Consider the following 22,378-nt stretch of genomic DNA (forward strand, 5'->3'; position numbering starts at 1 on the left):
TGGCCGGTGTGGGCCGGCCGATTGTCGAGGCGCATGGCTACTCACCGGTTTGACACACGGAAACCGCGTCAATATGGTCCGCCGCCTCTATCGCAGATGCGAGACAGGCAGGCATGTGGAGCGACGCGGGGCAACCGTGCGTCGTCATGAACGTTGCGCCCGGTCTGCCGGCTCGTGAGGGTATCCCTTCAACTCGTCCCAGGAAGCGGTCTGGTTCCCCATGAAAATACTCGTCCCCGTCAAGCGGGTGGTTGACTACAACGTCAAGGTGCGCGTGAAAGCCGACGGGTCGGGCATCGAGACGAACGGCGTCAAGATGTCGATGAACCCGTTCGACGAAATCGCCGTCGAGGAAGCGGTCCGCCTGAAGGAAAAGGGCGTGGCGACCGAGATCGTCGCCGTCTCGCTGGGCGTCGCCCAGTGCCAGGAGACGATCCGCACCGCGCTGGCGATGGGCGCCGATCGCGGCATCCTGGTGGAGACCGATGCCGACCTGCAGCCGCTGGCGGTGGCCAAGCTGCTGAAGGCGATCGCGGAGCAGGAGCAGCCGAAGCTGATCATCCTGGGCAAGCAGGCGATCGACGACGACATGAGCGCGACCGGCCAGATGCTGGCGGCGCTGCTGGGCTGGTCCCAGGGCACCTTCGCCAGCAAGGTCGAGGTATCGGGTGAGACGCTGACCGTGACCCGCGAGGTCGATGGCGGGCTGGAGACGGTGGCGCTGCAGTTGCCGTCCATCATCACCACCGACCTGCGGCTGAATGAGCCACGCTATGCCTCGCTGCCCAACATCATGAAGGCGCGCAAGAAGCCGATCGACACCAAGAAGCCGGCTGATCTGGGCGTGGATGTCACGCCGCGGCTGACGGTGCTGAAGGTGGAGGAGCCGCCGAAGCGGAAGGCCGGCGTGAAGGTCGGGTCCGTCGCCGAACTGGTGGCCAAACTGAAGAACGAAGCGAAGGTGATCTGACCATGACGAGCCTGGTCCTGTTGGAATTCGACGACGCCGGCATCAAGCAGCCGTCGCGCAGCGCCGTCGCCGCCGCCGAGAAGCTGGGTGAGGTGCATGTGCTGGTCGCCGGCGCCAATCTCGGCGCCGCCTCGGCCGCCGCTGCGAAGCTGCCCGGCGTCGCCAAGGTGCTGGTGGCCGACAATCCCGCGCTGGATCACCTGCTGGCGGAACCCACCGCCGCCCTGCTGGTCGCGCTGGCGCCGAACTATTCGCACATCCTGGCCGCCACCACGGCGGTTGGGAAGAACATCCTGCCGCGCGTCGCCGCGCTGCTGGACGTGCAGCCGATCAGCGACATCGCCGCCGTGGTGGACGCCGATACCTTCGTCCGCCCGATCTATGCCGGCAACGGCATGGCGACGGTAAAATCCTCGGACGCCAAGAAGGTCATCACCGTGCGCGGCGCCAGCTTCGACCCGGTGGCGGCGGATGGCGGCAGCGCCCCGACCGAGGCGGTGAATGTCGGCGACCTGCCGGGCCTGTCGAAATTCGTCTCGGCGGAGCTGTCCAAGAGCGAGCGGCCGGAGCTGACGGCGGCCCGCGTGGTGATCTCCGGCGGCCGCGGGATGCAGGCCGGCGAAAATTTCAAGCTGCTCGACCCGATTGCTGATAAACTCGGGGCCGCGGTCGGGGCGTCCCGCGCCGCCGTGGATGCCGGCTTCGTGCCCAATGAGTTCCAGGTCGGTCAGACCGGGAAGATCGTCGCGCCTGAACTGTACGTCGCCGTCGGCATTTCCGGTGCCATCCAGCACCTTGCCGGCATGAAGGACAGCAAGGTGATCGTGGCGATCAACAAGGATGAGGAAGCGCCCATCTTCCAGGTCGCCGATTATGGCCTGGTGGCAGATCTGTTCAACGCGCTGCCGGAGCTGGCGGCGGAACTGGAGCGCTCCTGAATGAACATTGACGTCGTGTCCACGGCCGGGGTGAGCCGTGAAGGGCTCTCCGTCGCTTCCCTGAAGTCGATCGGCATTGTCGGGGCCGGACAGATGGGCAGCGGTATCGCCCATGTCTGCGCCCTCGCCGGCCTGGACGTGACGTTGGTGGACATCAAGGCCGACGCATTGACCAAGTCGCTCGACCTGATCAACCGCAACATGACGCGGCAGGTGAAGCGCACGCTGATCACCGAGGACCAGCGCGACGACGCCCTGGCGCGGATCAGAACCGCGACCGAATACACGGCGTTTGCCGAATGCGACATGGTGGTCGAGGCCGCCACCGAGAAGGAGGAGGTCAAGCGCGCCATCTTCAAGGCGATGGTGTCCCATTTGAAGGACGACTGCATCGTCGCCTCGAACACGTCGTCGATCTCCATCACCCGGCTCGCCGCGGCGACCGACCGGCCGGAGAAGTTCATCGGCATGCACTTCATGAACCCGGTGCCGGTGATGAAGCTGGTGGAGGTGATCCGCGGCATCGCCACCGATGAGCCGACCTTCCGCGCCGTGCTTGGCCTGGCGCAAAGGCTGGGCAAGGTCAGCGCCGTCGCCGAGGACTTTCCCGCCTTCATCGTCAACCGCATCCTGGTGCCGATGATCAATGAAGCGGTCTACGCCCTGTATGAGGGTGTGGGATCCGTCGATGCGATCGACACCTCGATGCGGCTGGGCGCCAATCATCCGATGGGGCCGCTGGAACTGGGTGACTTCATCGGCCTGGATACCTGCCTGTCGATCATGCAGGTGCTGCACGAGGGACTGGCCGACAGCAAATACCGCCCGTGCCCGCTTCTGGTGAAATACGTCGAGGCCGGCTGGCTCGGCCGCAAGACCGGCCGCGGCTTCTACGACTATACCCAGACCCCGCCGAAGCCGACGCGGTAGGCGAACCGGGGGTACCGTCCGCACGCCGGCGCACGGAGGACCGGACCGGTTCCCCTATGACGGGTCCGGCGGCGCTGCCCCATCCGGCTCCTATCTGTTCGGCTCGTACCTGTCCGGCTCTGACCTGTTCGGCTCGTATGCGTCCAACAATGCGTCCGGCAGCATCGAAACGGTGCCGCTGCGGGTCCAGATCAGCACGCACCGGACCGGCCGGTCGGGAAACAGCCCGCGCAGCACCGCGCGGTATGATGCCATCTGCCGCAGATATAGGACCGGCGTCTCCGCGGCCGTGACCGGCGGGCGGCGGTTGGTCTTGAAATCGGCGACCAGCACGCGGTCCGGCCGTATGACCAACCGGTCCACCAGTCCGCCGATCACGGCGTTGCCCACCAGCCCCGTCAACGGTACCTCGGCGCGGCTGCCCGGCCCGAACACCGGCGCCAGCTCGGCATGCGTCAGAATCGCCAGCACCTCCTCGGCCGCGGCCACCGCCTCGGCTTCGGACAGGCCGGTGTCGGGGCGACGCAGAAACGACAATGCCGCGTCCCGGCGTGCCGCGTCCGGCAAGTCGGGCAGGTGCTGCAGCAGCGTGTGGATCAGCTGGCCGCGCCGAAAACGGTCCGGCACCGCATCGCGATCGGCCAGCGGCGATTCCGCCGGCGGCACCGGTCCCGACGCCATGCCCTCCGGCCTGCTGGGGGCCAGCGGCACCGGACGCGGCGGTTCAGGCGGTGGCGCGGCAGGCCGCCAGTCCGGCGCCATCCCCATCCAGGGTGGCGGCGGTTCGGCGACCGTTTCATCCCGAACCGCCACGCGATCCGGCTCCGCCTGCTGTACGGAGCGCAGGCGCAGCACCTCGCCATCCCAGCGCGGATGCGCTTCCCGTTCGGCTGGCAGACCGCGAAACCCCCGCTCGACGGCGCGATACCAGCTCGTGTCCGGCGTGTCGCGCCGGTTGGCCCAGCCGCAGACCAGCAGCCGGTCCTCGGCCCGGGTCAGCGCGACATACAGCAGGCGGTTGTGCTCCTCGACCTGGCGCTGCCGCGCGGCCTGGCGCAGCCGGTCGAACGCGGCGCAGCGGAAATCGCCGTTCGGCGCCCAAAGCGGCACGGCATGGCCGGTCGCCGCGTCATCGGCCCAGAAGATGCCGCGCTCCTCCTGCGGCAGCGCTGTCGTGTCGGGTACGATCACCAGCGGGGCCTGCAGTCCCTTGGCGCCGTGCACCGTCATGATCCGCACCTGCGTGCCGACCGCCTCGGCCTCCCGCTTCACCTCGGCGCCGGATCGCCGCAGCCAGTGCAGGAAGCCTTGCAGCGACGGCGGATGCAGGCCGGCATAAGCCAGCGCGGCGTTCAGCAGCTCGTCCACCGGCTCCGCCGCTTCCGGCCCCAGCCGGGCGAACAGCCGCGCCCGTCCGCCAAGCGGCCCCAGCGCTTCGGCGAGCAGGACGAACGGCGTCACGTAATCGACCCGGCCGAGCAGACAGGCGAAGAAATCGGCGGCCTCGCGCCAGGCGGGGCGTTCGTCGGCGTGGTTGCGCAGCGCATCCCACAGCGTGCCGTGCCGTTCTGCCGCCAGGTCCAGCAGGTCTTCGTCCGAGAGCCCGCCGAGCGGGCTGGTCAGCAGGCAGGCCAGGCTGAGATCATCCCCCGGCAGCAGCAGCGCGTCGCACAGCGCCATCAGATCCTGCACCGCGGGCTGTTCCGTCAGCACCATGCGGTCGAGCCCGGCCACCGGCACGCCGCGGGCCTTCAGCGACCGCACCAGCGCCCGGGCGAACGCGTCACGCCGGCGCACCAGTACCAGCACATCACCGGCGCCTAGCGGCCGGCCCTTGCTTTCCAACAGCTCGGTCCCCGCGGTTCGGTCGCGGATCCAGTCCGCCAGCGCCTCCGCGAGCGCCGCCCGCGCCGAGGTCTGCGTCTGGTTCCGTTGCGGCACCGTCCAGGGTTCGTGCGGCGGCGGCTCCGGCTGGGGCGCCAGCGGCCACAGTTCCACCACGCCGGCATGGGCGGCGCGGTCGGCGTAATGAGTCAGCGTCTCGCCATCGGCCACGACGCCCGGCCGCGCCAGCGGATCGGCAAACACCGCGTCCACCAGCGCCAGCACCGGCGCGGTCGAACGGAACGACACATCCAGGGCGCCGTCCACCCACAGCTGGTCCGCGGTGCGGGCGCGGCGTTCCAGCAAGGTGCGGGAGCGGTCGAATTCGGCGGTGTCGGCGCCTTGGAAGGAGTAGATCGACTGCTTGCGGTCGCCCACCGCGAACACGGTGCGGACCGTGTCGCGGGCCCCGGTGCCGGCGAAGAATTCCTCGGTCAAGGCATGGGCGATGCGCCATTGCTGCGGGGCGGTGTCCTGCACCTCGTCCAGCAGCAGGTGGTCGAGGCCGCCATCCAGCTTGTACAGCACCCAGGCGGCGCCGGGATCGACCAGCAGCGCGCGGGTCCGGTCGATCAGGTCATTGTAATCCAGCAGCCCGGCCGCGTCCTTGCGCTGGGCGTAGCCCTCGGCGACCGGCCCGGCCAGTGTGGTCAGCGCGGCGGACACCGTGGCCAGCGCCAGGGCACGCCGCGCATCCTCGATACGCAGGATACGGTCGGCCTCGTTCAGGAATTGCAGGGCGAGATCGGCGTTGTCGGCGTGGAGCCTGGCGTTGACGTAAGAGGTCGGCGCCAGCGCTTCTCCCTTGGCCGACAGCAGGAGCGTGCACCAGTCGCTCCACGTGGCCCGGCGCTGGTCCGGTCCCTGGCCCAGCCAGTCCAGCATGGCGGCAGCCCGCTGAGCACGTTTGGGCGACGCTCTTGCCGCCACCATCCTGGCGGCATCGCGCAAGGCCCCCTCGCCCAGCCAGCTCACGGCCGCATCCAGCAGCTCCGTCTCCGAGTGCGCGGTGACCCCCAGCACGCGGCGCTGTGCCCGCGCCAGGTCGGGGCCCAGGCGCAAGGCACGCGCGAGACGCTCGGAGTCCTCGCCCAGCCGGCGGACCAGGGTGCCAAACCCATCCGCCGTCGTCAGCCCCGCCAGCCCGTCCAGCGCCGCCAGCACCTCGGGCGAGTCGGCGCGCGCCAGCACGGCCTCGCGCGCCTCGGTCATCGCGTCGTCGGCGTCCCGCTCATCCACCAGCTCGAAATGCGGGGAGATGGCTGCCTCCAGCGGGAAGCGGCGCAGCAGCGACTGGCTGAAGGCATGGATGGTGCCGATGCGCATGCCGCCGGGCAGGTCCAGCACCTTGGCGAACAGGGCGCGGGCGGCGTGGCAATGGGCCTCGGTCGGGGCCACGTCCAGGTCGCGCAATGCCTGTTCCAGCCGGTTCTGCGGCATGGTGACCCAGCGGCCGAGCGTGCGTTGCAGGCGCAGGGCCATCTCGGCGGCGGCGGCCTTGGTGAAGGTCAGGCACTGGATACGCGCCGGCGGCGCCCCCGCCAGCATCAGCCGCAACAGGCGGTCGGTCAGCAGCTTGGTCTTTCCCGACCCGGCCGAGGCCGCCACGAAGGCCGACACCGCCGGGTCGGAGGCACGGAGCTGTTCCTGCTGCGCACGGATTCGCGGAGCGGTCACGGCCGCCGGCCGGTCCGGCTCGCGCCTACTCATCGCCACCCCCGGCCGAGGACCACTCGGCCACGCGCGCCAATTGGGCATAATCCGTGAAGCGCGGTGCCACACCCGGATTGGGGCAGGACAGATAGGCTCGGTCCGCCGCGTCGAACGCATCGATCAGCCGATCCAGATTTTCCATCGCGCTGGCGATGGCTACCGGCAGGATGGCGGGGTTCTTGTGGAACAGCGGCGTTTCCGTGCCGGGCGCGTGGCCGCCGGACAGATGCCAGTAGACCAGCTCCGCCACCGTCCCGGCCAGCCCCTCGAACCCGCCATTCTCGGCCATCGCGGCCTCCAGCAGCAGTTGCGGCGCCAGACCGGCGTCGACCTCGGCCTGGCTGGGTGGCCGGCCGGTCTTGTAGTCCAGGATGCACAGCGTGCCGTCGCCGTAGCGCTCGATCCGGTCGGCGCGGCCGGTCAACAGAAAGGCGCCGCCGGGACGGTCCCGGATGATCTGGCCGCGCACTTCCGATTGCACGGCGACCGGAGCCTTGTCGGCACGCCGCCGCGCCTCCACCCGGGCGACCCAATCGGCGATCCGGTCCAGCCGAGGCTCCCACCACGCCCGCAGCGCCGGACGCAACGCGGCCGCGGCCAGGGCCTGGCGCATCGCCGCCCGCAGCGCCGCGCCGAGGTCGGGCGGTGCGGCGGCGCCGTGCTGCGTCAGGAACCGGTGCAGGCCCGCATGCACCAGCGTGCCGTAATCGGCGGCGTCGGCCGCTTCATCCAAGGGCTTCAGCGCCGGCAGGCGCAGGATGTGGCGGGCGTGAATGGCATAGGGGTCGCGCAGCCAGGTCTCGATCTCGGTCACGCTCAGCCGGCGCGGCCGCAGGCGGACCGGCGGCCGCGGGCGCGGCGGCGCAACCGGATGCGCGTCGCCGGCCGGCAGGTCCAGCGCCCGCGCCCAGGCCGCGGCCGGGTGCTCCGGCAAGGCCTGGGCCCGCCCGGCCAGGAACATGTCCAGGCGGGTCAGCCAGCGGGCCGGTACCGCGGGGGCGCCGTCCCGGCGGACCGGGCAGGACAGCACGACGGATGGCGCGGCACAGCAGGCGGCGGCGAAATCATGCGCAGCCTGGCCAACGGCTTCCTCGGGCGAGGGCAGCCCGACCCGTGCGCGCATCGGCCGTGACAGCCACGGGCCTGGATCGGTGGCCGGCGGCCAGACGGTCTCCGCAAGACCCCCCAGAACCAGCACGTCGGCGGTCTGCAGCCGAGCCTCCAGCAATCCCCAGATGAAGACGCGCGGATGCTCCGCGCCATGGCGGCCGCGCATCGCCCGGCGGCTGCGGATCATCGCGCCGGCCAGCACCGCGTCCAGCAGGCCGGGCAGCACGCGTCGCCGCAGCTCCGGCAGCAGGCCCAGCGCGGCGCGCACATCGGCCAGACGTGTCGCCAGGGCCTCGCCTTCCTCGCCGCCCCACAAGCGGTGCGCCCCGGCCGTGTCCGGCGTGGCCGCCAGCCGCTCCGCCGCATCCAGCAGGTCGGTGAGCGCCTGCCGCGCGTTGTAGGCCGCCGCTGAATCCATCCGCAGCACCGGTTCCAGGCATCGTTCCAGGCGCGCCAGGAAGGCTTCGACCGCCGGCTGCCTGGCGTCCAGCCGGGCCACCGCGCGGCGCAGGTTGCCGAGGCCGGGCGCCGGCCGAGGGCCGCGCAGGCAGGCGGTCTCCAATGCCCGAGCCATCGTCCTGCAGGCGGCTGGTTCCATGCCGGCGGCGGCGAGCGGGTGCTTCAGCAGCGCCAGCAGCGGCACCGGGGCCAGGTCCTCGGCCACCGCCTGGATCAACAGGCGCAGGAACACGGCGGGCGGTGTATCCGCCAGCGTCTCTCCCGCGCTGTCGTCGGCGACGATGCCATAGCGCAGCAGCGCCGCGGTGACCCGCCCCGCCAGCATGCGGTCCGGCGTGACCAGCGCCGCCGTCGCACCTGGCGTTTCCAGGGCGTCCCGCAGCACCAGCGCGATCGCCTCGGCCTCCTGCTGCTGGTCGGCGGGGGTCAGGCGGGACAGGCCGGCCGTGTCGGCCGGTGCGCGGTCCAGCCAGCGATGCAGGGCCGCGGCCGGCAGCAGCGCCCGCGACAGCAAGGGGAACCGGCCGGCGGGCACGACCGGTGTGGCGGCCGCCAGCGGCCAGGGACGCACATCACCTCGCGTCGCCCCCAGCTCGGCCAGCAGACGCGCCAGGCCGGCTTGCGGGTGCGACGGCTCCAGATCGGCCCAGGCGGCGTCCTCCATGTCCAGATCGAGCTGCGGCAGCACCACCTGGCCCAGGGGCATGCGCGTGACGACGCGCAGCAGGCGGGCAACCGCGGGGATGCCGGCGGTGGTGCCGGCGACCAGCACCGGATGCGGCGGCGAATCGGCGGTCCATGCCGCGGCCTGCGCGTCGAGCAGCGCCACCTGGCGGGCGGCGGGATTCATGACCCCGTTGTCCGCCAGCCAGGCCGGCCAGACCTCGGTGACGATGTGCAGGAATTTCAGCGTTTCGGCCCAGTGAGCGGCGAATTGCGGGTCGGCGGCGTCAGGCAGGCGCTGCTTCAGGTCGATCCCGGCCCGTTCCGCCTCGTCCATCAGCGCCGCCAGCTCCTGCGCCAGCAGCCAGGCACGGTCGGCATTGCGTGGCGCGCCGTTCGCGCCGTCCATCGCCAGGATCATGCGGCTCAGCGCGGCCAGCCGGCGCATCGGCTCCACCGCCGGCGGCAGGTCCAGCGCGCCGGCCAGCGCCAGCGGCGCCTCGTCCAGCGCCCCGATCGCGGTGATGCGCGGCAGCAGCAGCGGCTTTCCGCCGGAGGCACGCAGGAACGCGTCGGCGAGCGCGCGGGCGGAGCGGCGGGTGGGCAGCAGGATCAGCCCGTCGGCGATGGTCAACGGTTCGTCGCCGTGCGCCAGCCAGGCGGTGGCGACCGCGTCAAGGAACGGCACATGCGGCGAGATGCTGAACAGGTTCAGCATGACCATGCGCATGCCCACGCGGTCGGGGGTGATGCCGCCGTCACCGCCATGGCCAGCGGGCATCGCCGGTGATGCGTGCTTGCAGGATCTGCTCCGCTTCCGCCAGGTCGGCCGGCGTCGACAGGTGGAACCACAGCCCGTCATGCACGACGGCGCGCAGTCGCCCCGCTGCCATCGCCTTGTCCCACATGCGGTTCATGCTGAACGGTCCGTCCGGCGCACCGTCCAGCAGGCGCGGATGGATCAGCTGTACTCCCGCGTAGATATAGGGCACCACTTCCCGTTCCCGCCGTCGCCGCGGCACGCCCCACTTGTCCAGAGCGAAGTCTCCCAGCCCGACCTCGGCATGGACGTTGGAGGTCCGCTGCACCAGCAGCACGGCATCCAGCGCATCGGTCCAGGCCGCGGCGAGGCGGCGCAGGGCGGAGGTCGGGCCGTTCAGCCAGAACGCATCGCCGTTGACGACGAAGAAGGGATCCGGCCCGAGCACCGACAGCGCGGCACGCACGCCGCCGCCGGTCTCCAGCAATTCCGCCTCCCGCAGCAGAATGGTGCGGGGCGGCGGCGGACGGCTGGCCAGATGCGCCGCCACCGCGTCCGCCTGCCAATAGGCGTTGACGGCGACCGTCCGCACCCCGGCGTCGACCAGGTGGTTCAGTGCATGGTCCAGCAGCGTCCTGCCGCCCAGCCTCAGCAGCGGTTTCGCGGTCGTCTCGGTCAGCGGCCGCATCCGGGTGCCAAGACCGGCCGCCAGGACCATCGCCGTGGAAGGGGAAACGCTCATGCGGCTGGAGCATGAGCGCCGGGGGGCGGCGGATACAAGGCGCAGGTCATGCTCCAGCTCCATGCTCCAGCTCCGGCGGGTTGGCGCGGTCGGCGGGAGGCAGCCACAGGTCCAGCGCCTGTTGCAGCGGCCGCGCGGCGGGGCGGCGCAGGGCGCGGTCCAGCAGCCGCCACGTCCATGGCCCATAGGCGAGGTAGTGGGGGCGGCCGTCCCGCTTCGCCAGCCGCACCCACTGGCAGGCGACGCGCAAATGGCGCTGGGCGGCGCAGGCGTCGTAGGCGGTGGCGAACGCGGCGGCGTCCAGCTCCGGCCGCGCGGCCAGGTAGCGGGCGAAGGCCCTGGCCTGCGCGTCGGCGGGGATGTCGCGGCGGGCGTCCTGCAGCAGCGAGACCAGGTCGTAGGCCGGATGGCCCCATGCCGCGCCCTGAAAATCGATGATGCCGACGCGGCGAGGACCATCGCGATCAGGCAGGAAGAGCAGGTTGCCGACGAAGAAATCGCGGTGCACCAGGGATCGCGGGCCGGCGGCGACCGGCGCCAGCATCGCGGCCAAGGCGTCCGCCACGTCGGCCTTGGCCGCGTCGGGCGCGGGGGTGCCATAGCACGCCGGCCAGAACCAGTCGAAGAACGTGCCCATCGCGGTCTGCGCCATCAGCTCGGCGTCCCAGGGCGGCAAATCCGCCGGCGGTTCGGCGCGTTGCATCACCACAAGCGCGTCGATGGCGATATCCAGCAGCGGACCCGGGTCGTCGCCCCGATCGACCAACATGGAAAGCAGATCATCGCCCAGGTCTTCTTCCAGCACCAACCCGGCCTCGGGGTCAGCCCCGAGGATCGCCGGCACCGACAGGCCGGCCTTCTCCAGATGCGCCGCGATCTGCAGGAACCGACGGACATCCTCGGGTGGCGGCGCGTCCATCAGCACGGCCGGGCGGGGATGGCGCAGGCGCAGATAGCGGCGGAAGCTGGCGTCCTGGGCCAATGGCACCGCCTGGGCGGCGTCGAACCCGTGCCGGCGCAGGAAAGCGGCGATCATGGCGTCGCGAGTCATGTCAGGCTGTCCGTTCCGGCCAGGTGTCCAATCCGGTCCGGCCAGCCCGCCAGGGTCGCGATCCGCTCCTCGCCATGGCCGATCGCCAGCACGACCGTCAACCCGTGTTCCGGGCGCAACGGGCCCAGCCGGTCGGGCCATTCCACCAGCACGATGTCGTCGCGCGCCCCGTCCCAGTCGAGCTCCAGCACATCCCGTGCCCGTTCCAGCCGCCACAGGTCGTAATGATGAACAAGCCCGGCTGGCGTTTCATAGGACTGGACCAGCGTGAAGGACGGGCTCGGCACCTCCAGCGCCGGATCCCGCGCCGCGGCGCGCAGCAAGGCGCGCGCCAGCTCCGACTTGCCGGCTCCCAGCGGCCCTTCCAGCAGAACGGCGTCGCCGGGCCGCAGCAGCCGGGCGATGCGCCGGCCAAGGGCCTGGGTGGCGGTGAGATCGGGCAGGGACAGGGTCACGGACGGCGCCGACGGCATGGCACCAATTTGCCTCGCGGGCACGAGTCGGCACAACGGCGCTATCCAGACACAGGGGGGCGCTATCCAGACACAGGTCTGTACGGACCGAAGTCCGGTTTGTGGCGCGCGAAGTGCGTGCTACAGGACACCCCCTTCCGTCATAGCCGGGCTGATCCGATGAACCAGCAGACCATTGCCGCCAGCACACGGCGCTTCTTCTCCGCGCCGCTGGCCGAAACCGATCCCGAACTCGCTGCCGCGATCCGCGCGGAAATGGACCGTCAGCAGGACGGCATCGAACTGATCGCGTCGGAGAACATCGTCTCCGCCGCCGTGCTCGAGGCCCAGGGCTCCGTGCTGACCAACAAATACGCCGAGGGCTACCCCGGCCGCCGCTACTATGGCGGCTGCGTCCACGTCGATGTCGCCGAGACCCTGGCGATCGAGCGTGCCAAGAAGCTGTTCCACTGCGCATTCGCCAATGTGCAGCCGCATTCCGGCGCGCAGGCGAACCAGGCGGTGTTCCTGGCGCTGATCCAGCCCGGCGATACGATCCTGGGCATGAGCCTCGCCGCCGGCGGCCACCTGACGCATGGCGCGGCGCCCAACCTGTCGGGCAAATGGTTCCGCGCGATCCAGTACGGCGTCCGCCAGGAAGACGGCCTGCTGGATTATGAGGAGCTGGAGCGGCTCGCCCGTGCCGAAAAGCCCAGGCTGATCATCGCCGGCGGCTCCGCCTATCCGCGCTTCATCGACTTCCCGCGCATCCGCAAGGTGGCGGATGAGGTCGGCGCCTTCTTCATGGTCGACATGGCGCATTTCGCCGGGCTGGTGGCGGCCGACCTGTTCCCCTCGCCGCTGCCGCACGCGCATGTCGTCACCACGACGACGCACAAGACGCTGCGCGGCCCGCGCGGCGGCATGATCCTGTCGAATGACCAGGAGATCGGGAAGAAGATCAACTCCGCCGTGTTCCCCGGGCTGCAGGGCGGCCCGCTGATGCACGTGATCGCCGGCAAGGCCGCCGCGTTCAATGAGGCGCTGAAGCCGGAATTCCGCGCCTATCAGAAGGCGGTGCAGGAGAATGCGCGCGTGCTGGCGGAGACGCTGAAGCAGCGCGGGCTGGACATCGTCAGCGGCGGCACCGACAGCCATTTGATGCTGGTGGACCTGCGGCCGAAGCGGACCACCGGCAAGGCCGCCGAGGCCAGCCTCGAACGCGCGCACATGACGGCCAACAAGAACGCCATCCCGTTCGATCCGGAAAAGCCGGCGGTCACCTCGGGCATCCGCCTCGGCTCCCCCGCCGGCACCACGCGCGGCTTCGGCGCCCAGGAGTTCCGGGAGATCGGGCTGATGATCGATGAGGTGCTGGAAGGCCTGGCGCGGTCCAACGACGGCACCAACACGGCGGTCGAGCAGGCGGTCGGCGCCAAGGTGAGGGCGCTGTGCGCCCGCTTTCCGTTGTATCCGAGGGGCTGAACGCCGATGCGCTGCCCGTTCTGCGGCTCCGACGACACCCAGGTGAAGGACAGCCGGCCGACCGAGGATAACAGCGCGATCCGCCGCCGCCGCTTCTGCGGGAATTGCGGCCAGCGCTTCACCACGATCGAGCGCGTGCAGCTGCGCGAGCTGACGGTGGTGAAGTCGGACGGGCGGCGCGTGCCGTTCGACCGTGACAAGCTCGCCCGCTCGATCCGCGTCGCGCTGCGCAAGCGGCCGATCCAGGAGGAGCGGGTGGAGCGCATCGTCAACTCCATCGTCCGCCAGCTGGAGGCGTCCGGCGACAGCGACATCCCCAGCAAGCAGATCGGCGAGCTGGTGATGGACACGCTGAAGGAGCTGGACAAGGTCGCCTATGTCCGCTTCGCTAGCGTCTACCGCAATTTCCGGGAAGCCAAGGATTTCGAGGATTTCGTGGGCGGCCTGGGTAGTGCCGCGGCGGGAGAGGGCTGAGGTGACGGCGCGCCCGCTCCCGGCCGCTGCCCGCACCGCGGCCCCGGCCTTGTCCCCCGCAAGGGCCGCGGCCCGGCCGGTCCGGGCATGACGGCGGCCGACCTTCCCCATATGCGCTCGGCCCTCGCCCTGGCGCGGCGGGGATTGGGAGTCACCTGGCCAAATCCCTCGGTCGGCTGCGTCATCGTGCGCGACGGGCGCGTGGTCGGCCGCGGTACCACCGCGCCGGGCGGCCGGCCGCACGCCGAACCCGTGGCGCTGGCGATGGCCGGTGAGCAGGCCCGCGGCGCCACCGCCTATGTCACGCTGGAGCCCTGCGACCATTGGGGCCGCTCCCCGCCCTGCACCGGGGCGCTGATCGAGGCCGGCATCGCCCGCGTCGTCATCGGCGCCGTCGATCCCGATCCGCGCGTCGATGGGGCCGGCATCGCCCGCCTGCGCGCCGCCGGGATCGACGTGACCGTCGGCATCCTGGAAGCCGAGGCACGGGAGACGCTGGCCGGGTTCGCCACGCGCATCGCGCGGGGCCGGCCGCTGGTCACGCTGAAGCTCGCATCCACGCTGGACGGCAAGATCGCCACCACCACCGGCGAGAGCCAGTGGATCACCGGCGCCCCGGCCCGCCGCATGGCGCACGCGCTGCGCGGCCGGCATGACGCGGTGATGGTCGGCGTCGGCACCGTCATGGCCGACAACCCGGACCTGACCTGCCGCATCGACGGCTTCCGGCCCATGCCGACCGTGCGCGTGGTCGCCGACTCCCATTTGCGCACCCCGATGACCTCCCGCCTGGCGATGACCGCCGCGACGGTGCCGACCTGGTTCCTGACCCGGGACGGCACCGACCCGGCGCGCCGCACCGGTTTCGCGGAGCTGGGCGCGACCGTGATCCCGGTGCCGGCCTCCGACGCGGGGGTGGATATCGGGGCGGCGTTGCAGGCGCTTGGCGAGGCCGGGCTGACCCGCCTGCTGGTGGAAGGCGGCGGACAGCTTGCCGCCGCGCTGCTGCGCGCCGACCTTGTCGACCGCATCGCCTGGTTCCACGCCCCGGCCGTCATGGGCGGCGACGGCTGGCCCGCGGTGCAAGGTTTCGGCATTACCGCGCTTGACCACATGCCCCGCTTTGCCCGCACTTGCGCAACCCCGCTTGGCGACGACATGCTGACGGAATTCAGAAGGCTTTCGTGATGTTCACCGGCATCATCTCCGCTCTTGGCGCCGTGCGGCGCATCGACCCGATCGGCGCCGGCCGGGACATGCGGCTGGTCATCGCCGCTCCGCCTGCTTTCCTGGCCGATCCGCCGGTCGCGCTGGGCGCCTCCATCGCCTGCTCCGGCTGCTGCCTGACGGTGGTCGAATCCGGCCCCGACTGGTTTGCCGTGGACGCGTCCGCGGAAACGCTCGCGCACACCAAGCTGGGCGGTTGGCGGGAAGGGTCGCCCGTCAACCTGGAACGTTCGCTGCGCATGGGTGACGAACTGGGCGGCCACATCGTCTCCGGCCATGTCGACGGCGTCGGCGAAGCGGTGTCTGCGACCCCCGAAAACGCCTCCACGCGCTGGATATTCCGCGTGCCGCACCCGTTGGCGCGCTTCATCGCCGCGAAGGGCAGCATTGCGGTCGACGGCATTTCCCTGACGGTGAATGAGGTGCAGGGTGACACGTTCGGGGTGAACATCATTCCGCATACCGCCGCCGTCACCAGCCTGGGCACCACACGTCCCGGGGACAGAATCAACATCGAGATCGACATGCTGGCGCGCTACGTCGCCCGGCTGGCCGACTCTCGGGAAGCAGAAGCAGGGACCCCCTGATGCCGAGCCTGAAGGAAACCCATGTCTCCGCGAATTTGTCGCAGTACCTGTCGTCGGCCGAAGAACTGATCGAGGAGGCGCGCAACGGCCGCATGTTCATCCTGGTGGATGACGAGGACCGGGAGAATGAGGGCGACCTGGTGATCCCGGCGCAGTTCGCCACGCCGGACGCGATCAACTTCATGGCCCGCCACGCGCGCGGCCTGATCTGCCTGGCGATGACCCGTCAGCGGGTCGAGAGGCTGGGCCTGCCGCTGATGAGCCGGCAGAACGGCACGCGGCACCAGACCGCGTTCACCGTGTCGATCGAGGCGCGGGAAGGCGTCACCACCGGCATCTCGGCGGCGGACCGCGCGCGCACCATCGCGGTGGCGATCAGCCCGGACACCACGCGCGACGACATCACCACGCCAGGCCATGTGTTTCCGCTGGTCGCCCGGGAAGGCGGCACGCTGGTGCGGGCGGGCCATACCGAGGCATCGGTGGACATCGCGCGAAAAGCCGGGCTGAACCCGTCGGCGGTGATCTGCGAGATCATGAACGACGACGGCACCATGGCCCGGCTGCCGGACCTGGTGACCTTCGCGCAGAAGCACAACCTGAAACTGGGCACCATCGCCGACCTGATCCACCATCGCCGGCTGACCGAACGGCTGGTGAAACGGGTGGAGGAAGGCAGCTACGACCACCCGGCCGGCGGCACCTGGAAGGCGATCGTCTACGCCAACACGGTCGAGTACCAGGAGCATCTGGTGCTGGTGAAGGGTGACGTCTCCGGCCCGGAACCCGTGCTGGTGCGGATGCACGCCGTCGACCTGCTGGACGACATGACCGGCGCGCCGCATTGGGTGCAGATGCACAATGCCATGAACACCATCGCCAAGGCCGGCCGCGGCGTCGTCGTGCTGGTGCGGGAACACAGGCCGACCGCCCTGGCGGAACGCGTGCGCCTGCTGGCCGCCGGCGCCAAGCGCGCCTCGCGGGAACTGCGGGACTATGGCATCGGCGCGCAGATCCTGCTGGACCTGGGCGTGCAGAACATGGTGCTGCTGACCAACACGCCGCTGAACATCATCGGCCTGGAAGGCTACGGGCTGAACATCGTCGAGCAGCGGCCGATCCCGGCCATCACCGGATAATCAGGACAGCATGAGCACGCAGGACGCCGAACTCCCCAGCGCCCCCCCGATCCAGGGGCCGCCGCCGCACGTCCTGATCGTGCGCGCGCCCTATTACCGCACCGTGGTGGACGGGCTGACCGAAGGCGCCGTCCGCATCCTGCGCGAGGTCGGAGCGACGCATGAGGTACTGGACGTCGCCGGCGCCTTCGAACTGCCGCAGGTGCTGCGGCTGGCGATGCGCGGCACGCGGCGGTACGACGGGTTCGTCGCGCTGGGCTGCGTGGTGCGCGGCGAGACCGATCATTACGATTTCATCTGCCAGGCGACGATGCAGGGCATCCTGTCGGTATCGCTGCAGTTCGGCATGTGCCTGGGCACCGGCCTGCTGACCTGCGACACCGTCGCGCAGGCCGAGGCCCGCTCCGGCCAGGATGGCCACAACAAGGGGGCCGAGGCGGCGGCGGCCGCGCTGATCCAGATCAACGCCGCCCGCACCCTCGGCGCCGGCTGATGGCGAAGCCGCCGAAACCCCGGGCGCGCACCGCGTCCCGGGTGGCCGCCGTGCAGGCGCTGTTCCAAAGCGAGCAGGCCGGCGATTCGGCCGAAACGGTGATCGACCAGTTCATCCGCCACCGCCTGGGCGAGCTGCCGGGCACCGGCGGGTTCGAGGATGGCCGCGTTCCCGACGCCGAGGTGCCGCTGTTCCAGCGCATCGTCCGGGCGGCGGTGCTGCAGCAGTCGGAGATCGACGCGCTGCTGGCGGAGACGCTGCCGGCGGACTGGCCGCTGGGCCGGCTCGACCCGGTGCTGCGCGCGCTGTTGCGGGCCGGCGCGGCGGAGTTGCGCATGACGGACGAGGCGCCGCCGGCCAAGGTGGTGATCAATGAGTATCTGGACATCGCGCGCGGCTTCTTCACCGGCGCCGAACCCGGCCTGGCCAACGCGGTGCTGGACCGGCTGGCCCGATCGCTGCGGGCTCGGGAGTTCTGACGCGCGTCCAGCCGCGCGCGACAATCCCCTTTCCCCCCTTTGCAGCCTTGGCCAGTTAGGGCATGGTGCCGCATCCCAAGCACCGGCGCGGGAGAGAGCATGTGCCCCACACATGCCGCCGAAGGCGCAACCGGCCCCCGGAAACGCTCAGGCAACAGGACCGCGTCGGTTCAGGATCTCTGGAAAGCCGGACCGCGCCCAGGCGTGGCCCGCACCGACGGAGTAAGGGGCCGACGACCCCGAATCTCTCAGGTACCGCGACAGAGGGGGGTCGTCCTTGCCGGCATGGCCGGCCGATGACGTTGTTGCGGGGTTTGCGTGGCACAGACAGGCTTGCCGGTTGAACCGGCCTCGACCGGGCTCAGGACGACACCCCTGACCGACTGGCACCGCCGGCACGGCGCGCGGCTGGTGCCGTTTGCCGGGTATACGATGCCGGTCCAGTACGATTTCTCCGGCGACCTGACGGAACGGTGCCGTGGCGGCGTGCTGGCGGAGCATCTGCACACCCGCGCCAAGGCGGGGCTGTTCGACGTGTCGCACATGGGCCAGGCGCTGTTGCGTGGCGGCGGCGCGGCGGCGGCGCTGGAGCGCCTGGTGCCAGGCGATATCCTGGGCCTGAAACCCGGCCGCCAGCGCTATACCCTGCTGCTGAACGACGCGGGCGGCATCGTCGACGACCTGATGGTCGCGCGGCTGGACGACGCCACGCTGTTTCTGGTGGTGAATGCCGGGCGCAAGCACATCGACCTGCCGCTGATCGCCGCCGACCTGCCCGCCGGCGTCGCCCTGCTGCCGCAGCCGGACCGCGCGCTGCTCGCCCTGCAAGGTCCCGCGGCCGTCACCGTGATGGCACGCCTGGCGCCCGCCGCGGCCGGCTTGCCGTTCATGGGGATCGCCGTCCTGGCGGTCGACGGGATCGACTGCATCGTCTCCCGCTCCGGCTACACCGGGGAGGACGGGTTCGAGGTCTCCGTTCCGGCCGCCGACGCGGTCCGCCTCGCCGACCGCCTGGTCGCCGAGCCCGAGGTGGTGCCGATCGGCCTGGGCGCGCGCGATTCGCTGCGGCTGGAAGCGGGGCTGTGCCTCTATGGGAACGACCTGGATGAAACCACCTCGCCCGTCGAGGCCGGCCTGACCTGGGTGATCGGCAAGCGCCGCCGCATAGACTGGGATTTCCCCGGCGCCGTCGTCGTGCGGGACCATCTGGACAATGGCCCACCGCGCCGCCGCGTCGGCATCCGCCCCGACGGACGCGCCCCGGCACGGGCGCACACGGATATCGTCGCCGGGGATGGCAGCCAGGCGGGCGTGGTGACCTCCGGCGGCTTCGGCCCCTCGGTGAACGCGCCCGTCGCCATGGGCTATGTCCGCCGTGACCTGGCCGCTGACGGCACACGACTGACCCTGACGGTCCGCGGCAAGGCGCTGCCGGCCGCGGTTGCCCCGCTTCCGTTCGTCCCCCACCGCTACATCCGCTGAGAAGGACCGATGCCCATGGCCGCCAAGAATGCCGACCGCCGCTTCACCAAGGACCATGAATGGATCGTCCTGGACGGCGACATCGCCACGGTCGGCATCACCGAGCACGCCCAGGAGCAGCTGGGCGACCTCGTGCATGTCGAGCTGCCGGAGCTGGAGCGCGTGGTGACGGAGGGCGAATCCTGCGCCGTCGTCGAAAGCGTCAAGGCCGCCTCCGACATCTTCGCGCCGGTGGCCGGCAAGGTGGTCGAGGTGAATGAGACGATCGTCGAGGACCCGTCGATCGTGAACAGCGATGCCGAGGGCGAGGGCTGGTTCTTCCGCATCGAGGTCGAGGACCCGGCGGTGGTCGAGCAGCTGATGGACCAGGACGCCTACGACGAATATCTGGAGACGCTGTAACCATGGATATGGCGGCGGCAGACCCCGGTGGAGACCCCTGGGACGCGCTGAAGGCGCTGGAAGACGCCTCCGGTTTCGCGCGGCGCCATATCGGCCCGACCGAGGCGGAACGTGCCGCCATGCTGGCGGCAGTGGGCGCGGCCTCGCTGGACGATCTGGCGCGGCTGACCGTGCCGGCCTCGATCCGTGCCGGGACGAGGCTGCCGCTGCCCGAGCCGCTGGACGAGGCAGGGACGCTCGCGGAGCTGCGCGCGCTCGCGGCGCGGAACGTGGTGAAGACGTCGCTGATCGGCATGGGCTATCACGGCACCGTCACGCCGCCGGTGATCCTTCGCAACGTGCTGGAAAATCCCGGCTGGTACACCGCCTACACGCCGTATCAGGCGGAGATCGCGCAGGGCCGGCTGGAGGCGCTGCTGAACTTCCAGACCATGATCTGCGACCTGACCGGCATGCAGATCGCCAATGCCTCGCTGCTGGACGAAGCGACCGCCGCCGCCGAGGCGATGGCCATGGCGCATCACGCCGGCAAGGCAAGATCCAACATCGTCGCCGTCGCCGCCGACCTGCACCCGCAGACGCTGGCCGTGCTGGCCACCCGGGCGAAGCCGCTGGGCATCGAGCTGGCGCTGGTCGGACCCGGTGATCCCGCCGCCATCACCGCCGTCAAGCCGTTCGCCGTGCTGCTGCAATACCCCGGCACCACCGGCGAGGTGCGGGACCTGACCGCCGAGATCGCCGCCGCGCATGCCGCCGGCGGGTTGGCGATCGTCGCCGCAGACATCCTGTCGCTGGTGCTGCTGAAGCCGCCCGGGGAAATGGACGCCGATATCGTTGTCGGCTCCGCCCAGCGGTTTGGCGTGCCGATGGGCTTCGGCGGCCCGCACGCCGCCTTCTTCGCCACCCGCGACGCGCTGAAGCGCGCCATGCCGGGCCGCCTGGTCGGGGTATCGCTGGATGCGGCGGGGCAGCCGGCGATGCGTCTGGCGCTGCAGACCCGCGAGCAGCATATCCGGCGGGAGAAGGCGACGTCGAACATCTGCACCGCGCAGGTGCTGCTGGCGGTGATGGCCTCCTTCTACGCGGTGTGGCATGGGCCCGAAGGGCTGCGTGCCATCGCCCGCCGGGTCGCGCTGCAGGCCGGCATCCTCGCGGCCAGCGCGCGCCGGGCGGGCCTCCGGCTGCGGCATGCGTCGTTCTTCGACACCATCGTGGTGGAGAATGCCGCCGGGCTGTTCGATCGCGCGGCCGCGGCCGGCTTCAACCTGCGGCGGGTCGGCGATTCGGCGGTGGGCATCGCCCTGGACGAGACCGTCACCACCGACATGCTGCGGCGGCTCTGTGCACTGCTGGGCGGCGACGCGGCCGGCGCGGATTCGGGGCTTCCCGACCGCCTGCGCCGGGAGACGCCGTTCCTGCGCAACCCGGTGTTCAACCGGTACCACACCGAGCACGAGATGCTGCGCTATCTGAAGCGGCTGGAGGACAAGGACGTTGCGTTGAACCGCAGCATGATCCCGCTGGGATCGTGCACGATGAAGCTGAACGCCGCGGCCGAGATGATGCCGCTCTCCCTGCCCGGCTTCGCCGATCTGCACCCGTTCGCGCCCGCCGATCAGACCCGGGGCTATACGGCGCTGGTGCGCACGCTGGAATCCTGGCTGTGCGCGATCACCGGCTTCGCCGCCGTGTCACTGCAGCCGAATGCCGGTTCCCAGGGCGAGTATGCCGGCCTGCTGGTGATCCGCGCCTGGCACGAAGCGCGCGGCGAGGCGTATCGTGACGTCTGCCTGATTCCGTCCTCGGCGCACGGCACCAACCCCGCCAGCGCGGCGATGGCCGGGCTGAAGGTGGTGGTGGTGGCCTGCGACAAGGACGGCAACATCGATCTGGGCGATCTGCGGGCGAAGGCGGAGACGCATGCCGAGAGGCTGGCGGCGCTGATGGTGACCTACCCGTCGACGCATGGCGTGTTCGAGGGCACGATCCGCGATATCTGCGCCGCGGTGCATCGGCATGGCGGGCAGGTCTACATGGACGGGGCCAACATGAATGCCCAGGTCGGGCTGACCTCGCCGGCGTCGATCGGCGCCGATGTCTGCCATCTGAACCTGCACAAGACGTTCTGCATCCCGCATGGCGGCGGCGGCCCGGGTGTCGGGCCGATCGGCGTGGCGGCGCATCTGGCGCCGTTCCTGCCGAACCACCCGCTGCGCGCCGATGCCGGACCCGCGACCGGGATCGGTCCGGTCGCCGCCGCCCCGTTCGGCAGCGCGCTGATCCTGCCGATCCCGTACGCTTATGTCCGCATGATGGGTCCGGACGGGCTGCGGCGGGCGACCCAGGTGGCGATCCTGTCGGCCAACTACATCGCCAGCCGGCTGCGCGGCGCCTATCCGGTGCTGTATTCCGGTCCTGGCGGCTGGGTGGCGCACGAGTGCATCATCGACTGCCGCGCCTTCGGCGCCGAGGCGGATGTGCAGGTCGAGGATATCGCCAAGCGGCTGCAGGATTTCGGCTACCACGCGCCGACCATGTCCTGGCCGGTGCCCGGCACGCTGATGATCGAGCCGACGGAAAGCGAATCGAAGGCGGAGCTGGACCGGTTCTGCGAGGCGATGATCGCGATCCGGGCGGAAATCGCGGCGATCGGCCGCGGCGAGCTGGACCGGACCGACAACCCGCTGAAGAACGCCCCGCACACCGCGGCGGAGGCGGCCGCGACGGCATGGCCGCACGCCTATCCGCGGGAGCAGGCGGTGTTCCCGCTGCCCTGGGTCGCGGCGGCGAAATACTGGCCGCCGGTCAAGCGCGTGGACAACGTGTACGGCGATCGCAACCTGATGTGCACCTGCGCCACGCCGCTGGAAATGGCCAACGACATCCCGGCCTGACGCGATCCGGCAGGACGCCCGCCCCGCCATCCCCGCCCCACGCC

Annotated in this window: 18 protein-coding genes and 1 riboswitch; of the genes, 13 read left to right on the forward strand and 5 right to left on the reverse strand. The window is 70.8% G+C overall.

From position 1 onward, the window contains the following. Positions 1 to 220: 220 nt before the first annotated feature. From VHC04_RS12315 to VHC04_RS12325, 3 genes are read left to right on the forward strand one after another with little or no spacing between them, the layout of a single operon-like run. Entirely contained in the window at positions 221 to 970 is a 750-nt protein-coding gene (locus VHC04_RS12315; RefSeq protein WP_325681548.1) for an electron transfer flavoprotein subunit beta/FixA family protein, read from the forward strand. A 2-nt stretch (positions 971 to 972) separates the two neighbouring features. After that, positions 973 to 1,908 (forward strand): FAD-binding protein, encoded by a 936-nt coding sequence (locus VHC04_RS12320; protein WP_325681550.1) that lies wholly within the window; start codon positions 973 to 975, stop codon positions 1,906 to 1,908. Then, on the forward strand, positions 1,909 to 2,838 hold the full coding sequence (locus VHC04_RS12325) for a 3-hydroxybutyryl-CoA dehydrogenase (protein ID WP_325681552.1): 930 nt from the start codon (positions 1,909 to 1,911) through the stop codon (positions 2,836 to 2,838). Positions 2,839 to 2,928: 90 nt separating this feature from the next. Here the strand turns inward: VHC04_RS12325 and addA are convergent, their stop codons facing one another. The 5 genes from addA to tsaE are packed head-to-tail and all read right to left on the reverse strand — an operon-like array spanning position 2,929 to position 11,693. After that, positions 2,929 to 6,399: a double-strand break repair helicase AddA gene (gene addA, locus VHC04_RS12330; protein WP_325681554.1), complete on the reverse strand. Its 3,471-nt coding sequence runs from the start codon at positions 6,397 to 6,399 to the stop codon at positions 2,929 to 2,931. A 25-nt stretch (positions 6,400 to 6,424) separates the two neighbouring features. Further along, the gene (addB, locus tag VHC04_RS12335) at positions 6,425 to 9,385 is read right to left on the reverse strand and encodes a double-strand break repair protein AddB (protein WP_325681760.1); all 2,961 of its coding nucleotides are present in this window, start codon (positions 9,383 to 9,385) and stop codon (positions 6,425 to 6,427) included. A gap of 40 nt (positions 9,386 to 9,425) precedes the next feature. After that, on the reverse strand, positions 9,426 to 10,169 hold the full coding sequence (locus VHC04_RS12340; protein WP_325681556.1) for a nucleotidyltransferase family protein: 744 nt from the start codon (positions 10,167 to 10,169) through the stop codon (positions 9,426 to 9,428). Between the two features lie 46 nt (positions 10,170 to 10,215). Continuing rightward, on the reverse strand, positions 10,216 to 11,220 hold the full coding sequence (locus VHC04_RS12345) for an aminoglycoside phosphotransferase family protein (RefSeq protein WP_325681558.1): 1,005 nt from the start codon (positions 11,218 to 11,220) through the stop codon (positions 10,216 to 10,218). Next, on the reverse strand, positions 11,217 to 11,693 hold the full coding sequence (gene tsaE / locus VHC04_RS12350; protein WP_408903808.1) for a tRNA (adenosine(37)-N6)-threonylcarbamoyltransferase complex ATPase subunit type 1 TsaE: 477 nt from the start codon (positions 11,691 to 11,693) through the stop codon (positions 11,217 to 11,219). The genes VHC04_RS12345 and tsaE overlap by 4 nt, the downstream gene beginning before the upstream one ends. A gap of 159 nt (positions 11,694 to 11,852) precedes the next feature. Between tsaE and glyA the strand changes: the two genes are divergently transcribed. From glyA to gcvP, 10 genes are all read left to right on the forward strand, one after another. After that, a complete protein-coding gene (gene glyA / locus VHC04_RS12355; RefSeq protein ID WP_325681562.1) occupies positions 11,853 to 13,157 on the forward strand; it encodes a serine hydroxymethyltransferase in 1,305 nt (434 codons plus the stop codon). A gap of 6 nt (positions 13,158 to 13,163) precedes the next feature. After that, entirely contained in the window at positions 13,164 to 13,631 is a 468-nt protein-coding gene (nrdR, locus tag VHC04_RS12360; RefSeq protein ID WP_325681564.1) for a transcriptional regulator NrdR, read from the forward strand. Positions 13,632 to 13,718: 87 nt separating this feature from the next. Beyond that, positions 13,719 to 14,819 carry a bifunctional diaminohydroxyphosphoribosylaminopyrimidine deaminase/5-amino-6-(5-phosphoribosylamino)uracil reductase RibD gene (ribD, locus tag VHC04_RS12365; protein ID WP_325681566.1) on the forward strand — a complete coding sequence of 367 codons (1,101 nt, stop codon included), beginning with the start codon at positions 13,719 to 13,721 and terminating at the stop codon, positions 14,817 to 14,819. After that, positions 14,819 to 15,445 (forward strand): riboflavin synthase, encoded by a 627-nt coding sequence (locus tag VHC04_RS12370; RefSeq protein WP_325681568.1) that lies wholly within the window; start codon positions 14,819 to 14,821, stop codon positions 15,443 to 15,445. Before ribD ends, VHC04_RS12370 begins: the two co-directional genes overlap by 1 nt. Further along, positions 15,445 to 16,584, forward strand: coding sequence for a 3,4-dihydroxy-2-butanone-4-phosphate synthase (gene ribB / locus VHC04_RS12375; protein WP_325681570.1), 1,140 nt, complete (start codon positions 15,445 to 15,447; stop codon positions 16,582 to 16,584). Before VHC04_RS12370 ends, ribB begins: the two co-directional genes overlap by 1 nt. Before the next feature lie 10 nt (positions 16,585 to 16,594). Then, a complete protein-coding gene (gene ribH / locus VHC04_RS12380) occupies positions 16,595 to 17,077 on the forward strand; it encodes a 6,7-dimethyl-8-ribityllumazine synthase (protein ID WP_325681572.1) in 483 nt (160 codons plus the stop codon). Beyond that, positions 17,077 to 17,556 (forward strand): transcription antitermination factor NusB, encoded by a 480-nt coding sequence (nusB, locus tag VHC04_RS12385; RefSeq protein WP_325681574.1) that lies wholly within the window; start codon positions 17,077 to 17,079, stop codon positions 17,554 to 17,556. The genes ribH and nusB overlap by 1 nt, the downstream gene beginning before the upstream one ends. Positions 17,557 to 17,634: 78 nt before the next feature. Further along, positions 17,635 to 17,729, forward strand: a riboswitch (glycine riboswitch). A gap of 160 nt (positions 17,730 to 17,889) precedes the next feature. Then, entirely contained in the window at positions 17,890 to 19,038 is a 1,149-nt protein-coding gene (gcvT, locus tag VHC04_RS12390; protein ID WP_325681576.1) for a glycine cleavage system aminomethyltransferase GcvT, read from the forward strand. Between the two features lie 15 nt (positions 19,039 to 19,053). Then, positions 19,054 to 19,440, forward strand: coding sequence for a glycine cleavage system protein GcvH (gcvH, locus tag VHC04_RS12395; protein ID WP_325681578.1), 387 nt, complete (start codon positions 19,054 to 19,056; stop codon positions 19,438 to 19,440). A 2-nt stretch (positions 19,441 to 19,442) separates the two neighbouring features. Beyond that, on the forward strand, positions 19,443 to 22,334 hold the full coding sequence (gene gcvP, locus VHC04_RS12400; protein WP_325681580.1) for an aminomethyl-transferring glycine dehydrogenase: 2,892 nt from the start codon (positions 19,443 to 19,445) through the stop codon (positions 22,332 to 22,334). Positions 22,335 to 22,378 lie beyond the last annotated feature (44 nt).

It is taken from the genome of Rhodopila sp., assembly GCF_035548095.1.
Classification (GTDB): Bacteria; Pseudomonadota; Alphaproteobacteria; order Acetobacterales; family Acetobacteraceae; genus Rhodopila.

Excerpts from the sequence above, each read along its gene's own strand:
- VHC04_RS12315 (WP_325681548.1), top strand. The coding sequence starts at position 221 with ATGAAAATACTCGTCCCCGTCAAGCGGGTGGTTGACTACAACGTCAAG.
- VHC04_RS12320 (WP_325681550.1), top strand. The coding sequence starts at position 973 with ATGACGAGCCTGGTCCTGTTGGAATTCGACGACGCCGGCATCAAGCAG.
- VHC04_RS12325 (WP_325681552.1), top strand. The coding sequence starts at position 1,909 with ATGAACATTGACGTCGTGTCCACGGCCGGGGTGAGCCGTGAAGGGCTC.
- addB (WP_325681760.1), bottom strand. The coding sequence starts at position 9,385 with ATGCTGAACCTGTTCAGCATCTCGCCGCATGTGCCGTTCCTTGACGCG.
- VHC04_RS12340 (WP_325681556.1), bottom strand. The coding sequence starts at position 10,169 with ATGAGCGTTTCCCCTTCCACGGCGATGGTCCTGGCGGCCGGTCTTGGC.
- VHC04_RS12345 (WP_325681558.1), bottom strand. The coding sequence starts at position 11,220 with ATGACTCGCGACGCCATGATCGCCGCTTTCCTGCGCCGGCACGGGTTC.
- tsaE (WP_408903808.1), bottom strand. The coding sequence starts at position 11,693 with ATGCCGTCGGCGCCGTCCGTGACCCTGTCCCTGCCCGATCTCACCGCC.
- glyA (WP_325681562.1), top strand. The coding sequence starts at position 11,853 with ATGAACCAGCAGACCATTGCCGCCAGCACACGGCGCTTCTTCTCCGCG.
- nrdR (WP_325681564.1), top strand. The coding sequence starts at position 13,164 with ATGCGCTGCCCGTTCTGCGGCTCCGACGACACCCAGGTGAAGGACAGC.
- ribD (WP_325681566.1), top strand. The coding sequence starts at position 13,719 with ATGACGGCGGCCGACCTTCCCCATATGCGCTCGGCCCTCGCCCTGGCG.
- VHC04_RS12370 (WP_325681568.1), top strand. The coding sequence starts at position 14,819 with ATGTTCACCGGCATCATCTCCGCTCTTGGCGCCGTGCGGCGCATCGAC.
- ribB (WP_325681570.1), top strand. The coding sequence starts at position 15,445 with ATGCCGAGCCTGAAGGAAACCCATGTCTCCGCGAATTTGTCGCAGTAC.
- ribH (WP_325681572.1), top strand. The coding sequence starts at position 16,595 with ATGAGCACGCAGGACGCCGAACTCCCCAGCGCCCCCCCGATCCAGGGG.
- nusB (WP_325681574.1), top strand. The coding sequence starts at position 17,077 with ATGGCGAAGCCGCCGAAACCCCGGGCGCGCACCGCGTCCCGGGTGGCC.
- gcvH (WP_325681578.1), top strand. The coding sequence starts at position 19,054 with ATGGCCGCCAAGAATGCCGACCGCCGCTTCACCAAGGACCATGAATGG.
- gcvP (WP_325681580.1), top strand. The coding sequence starts at position 19,443 with ATGGATATGGCGGCGGCAGACCCCGGTGGAGACCCCTGGGACGCGCTG.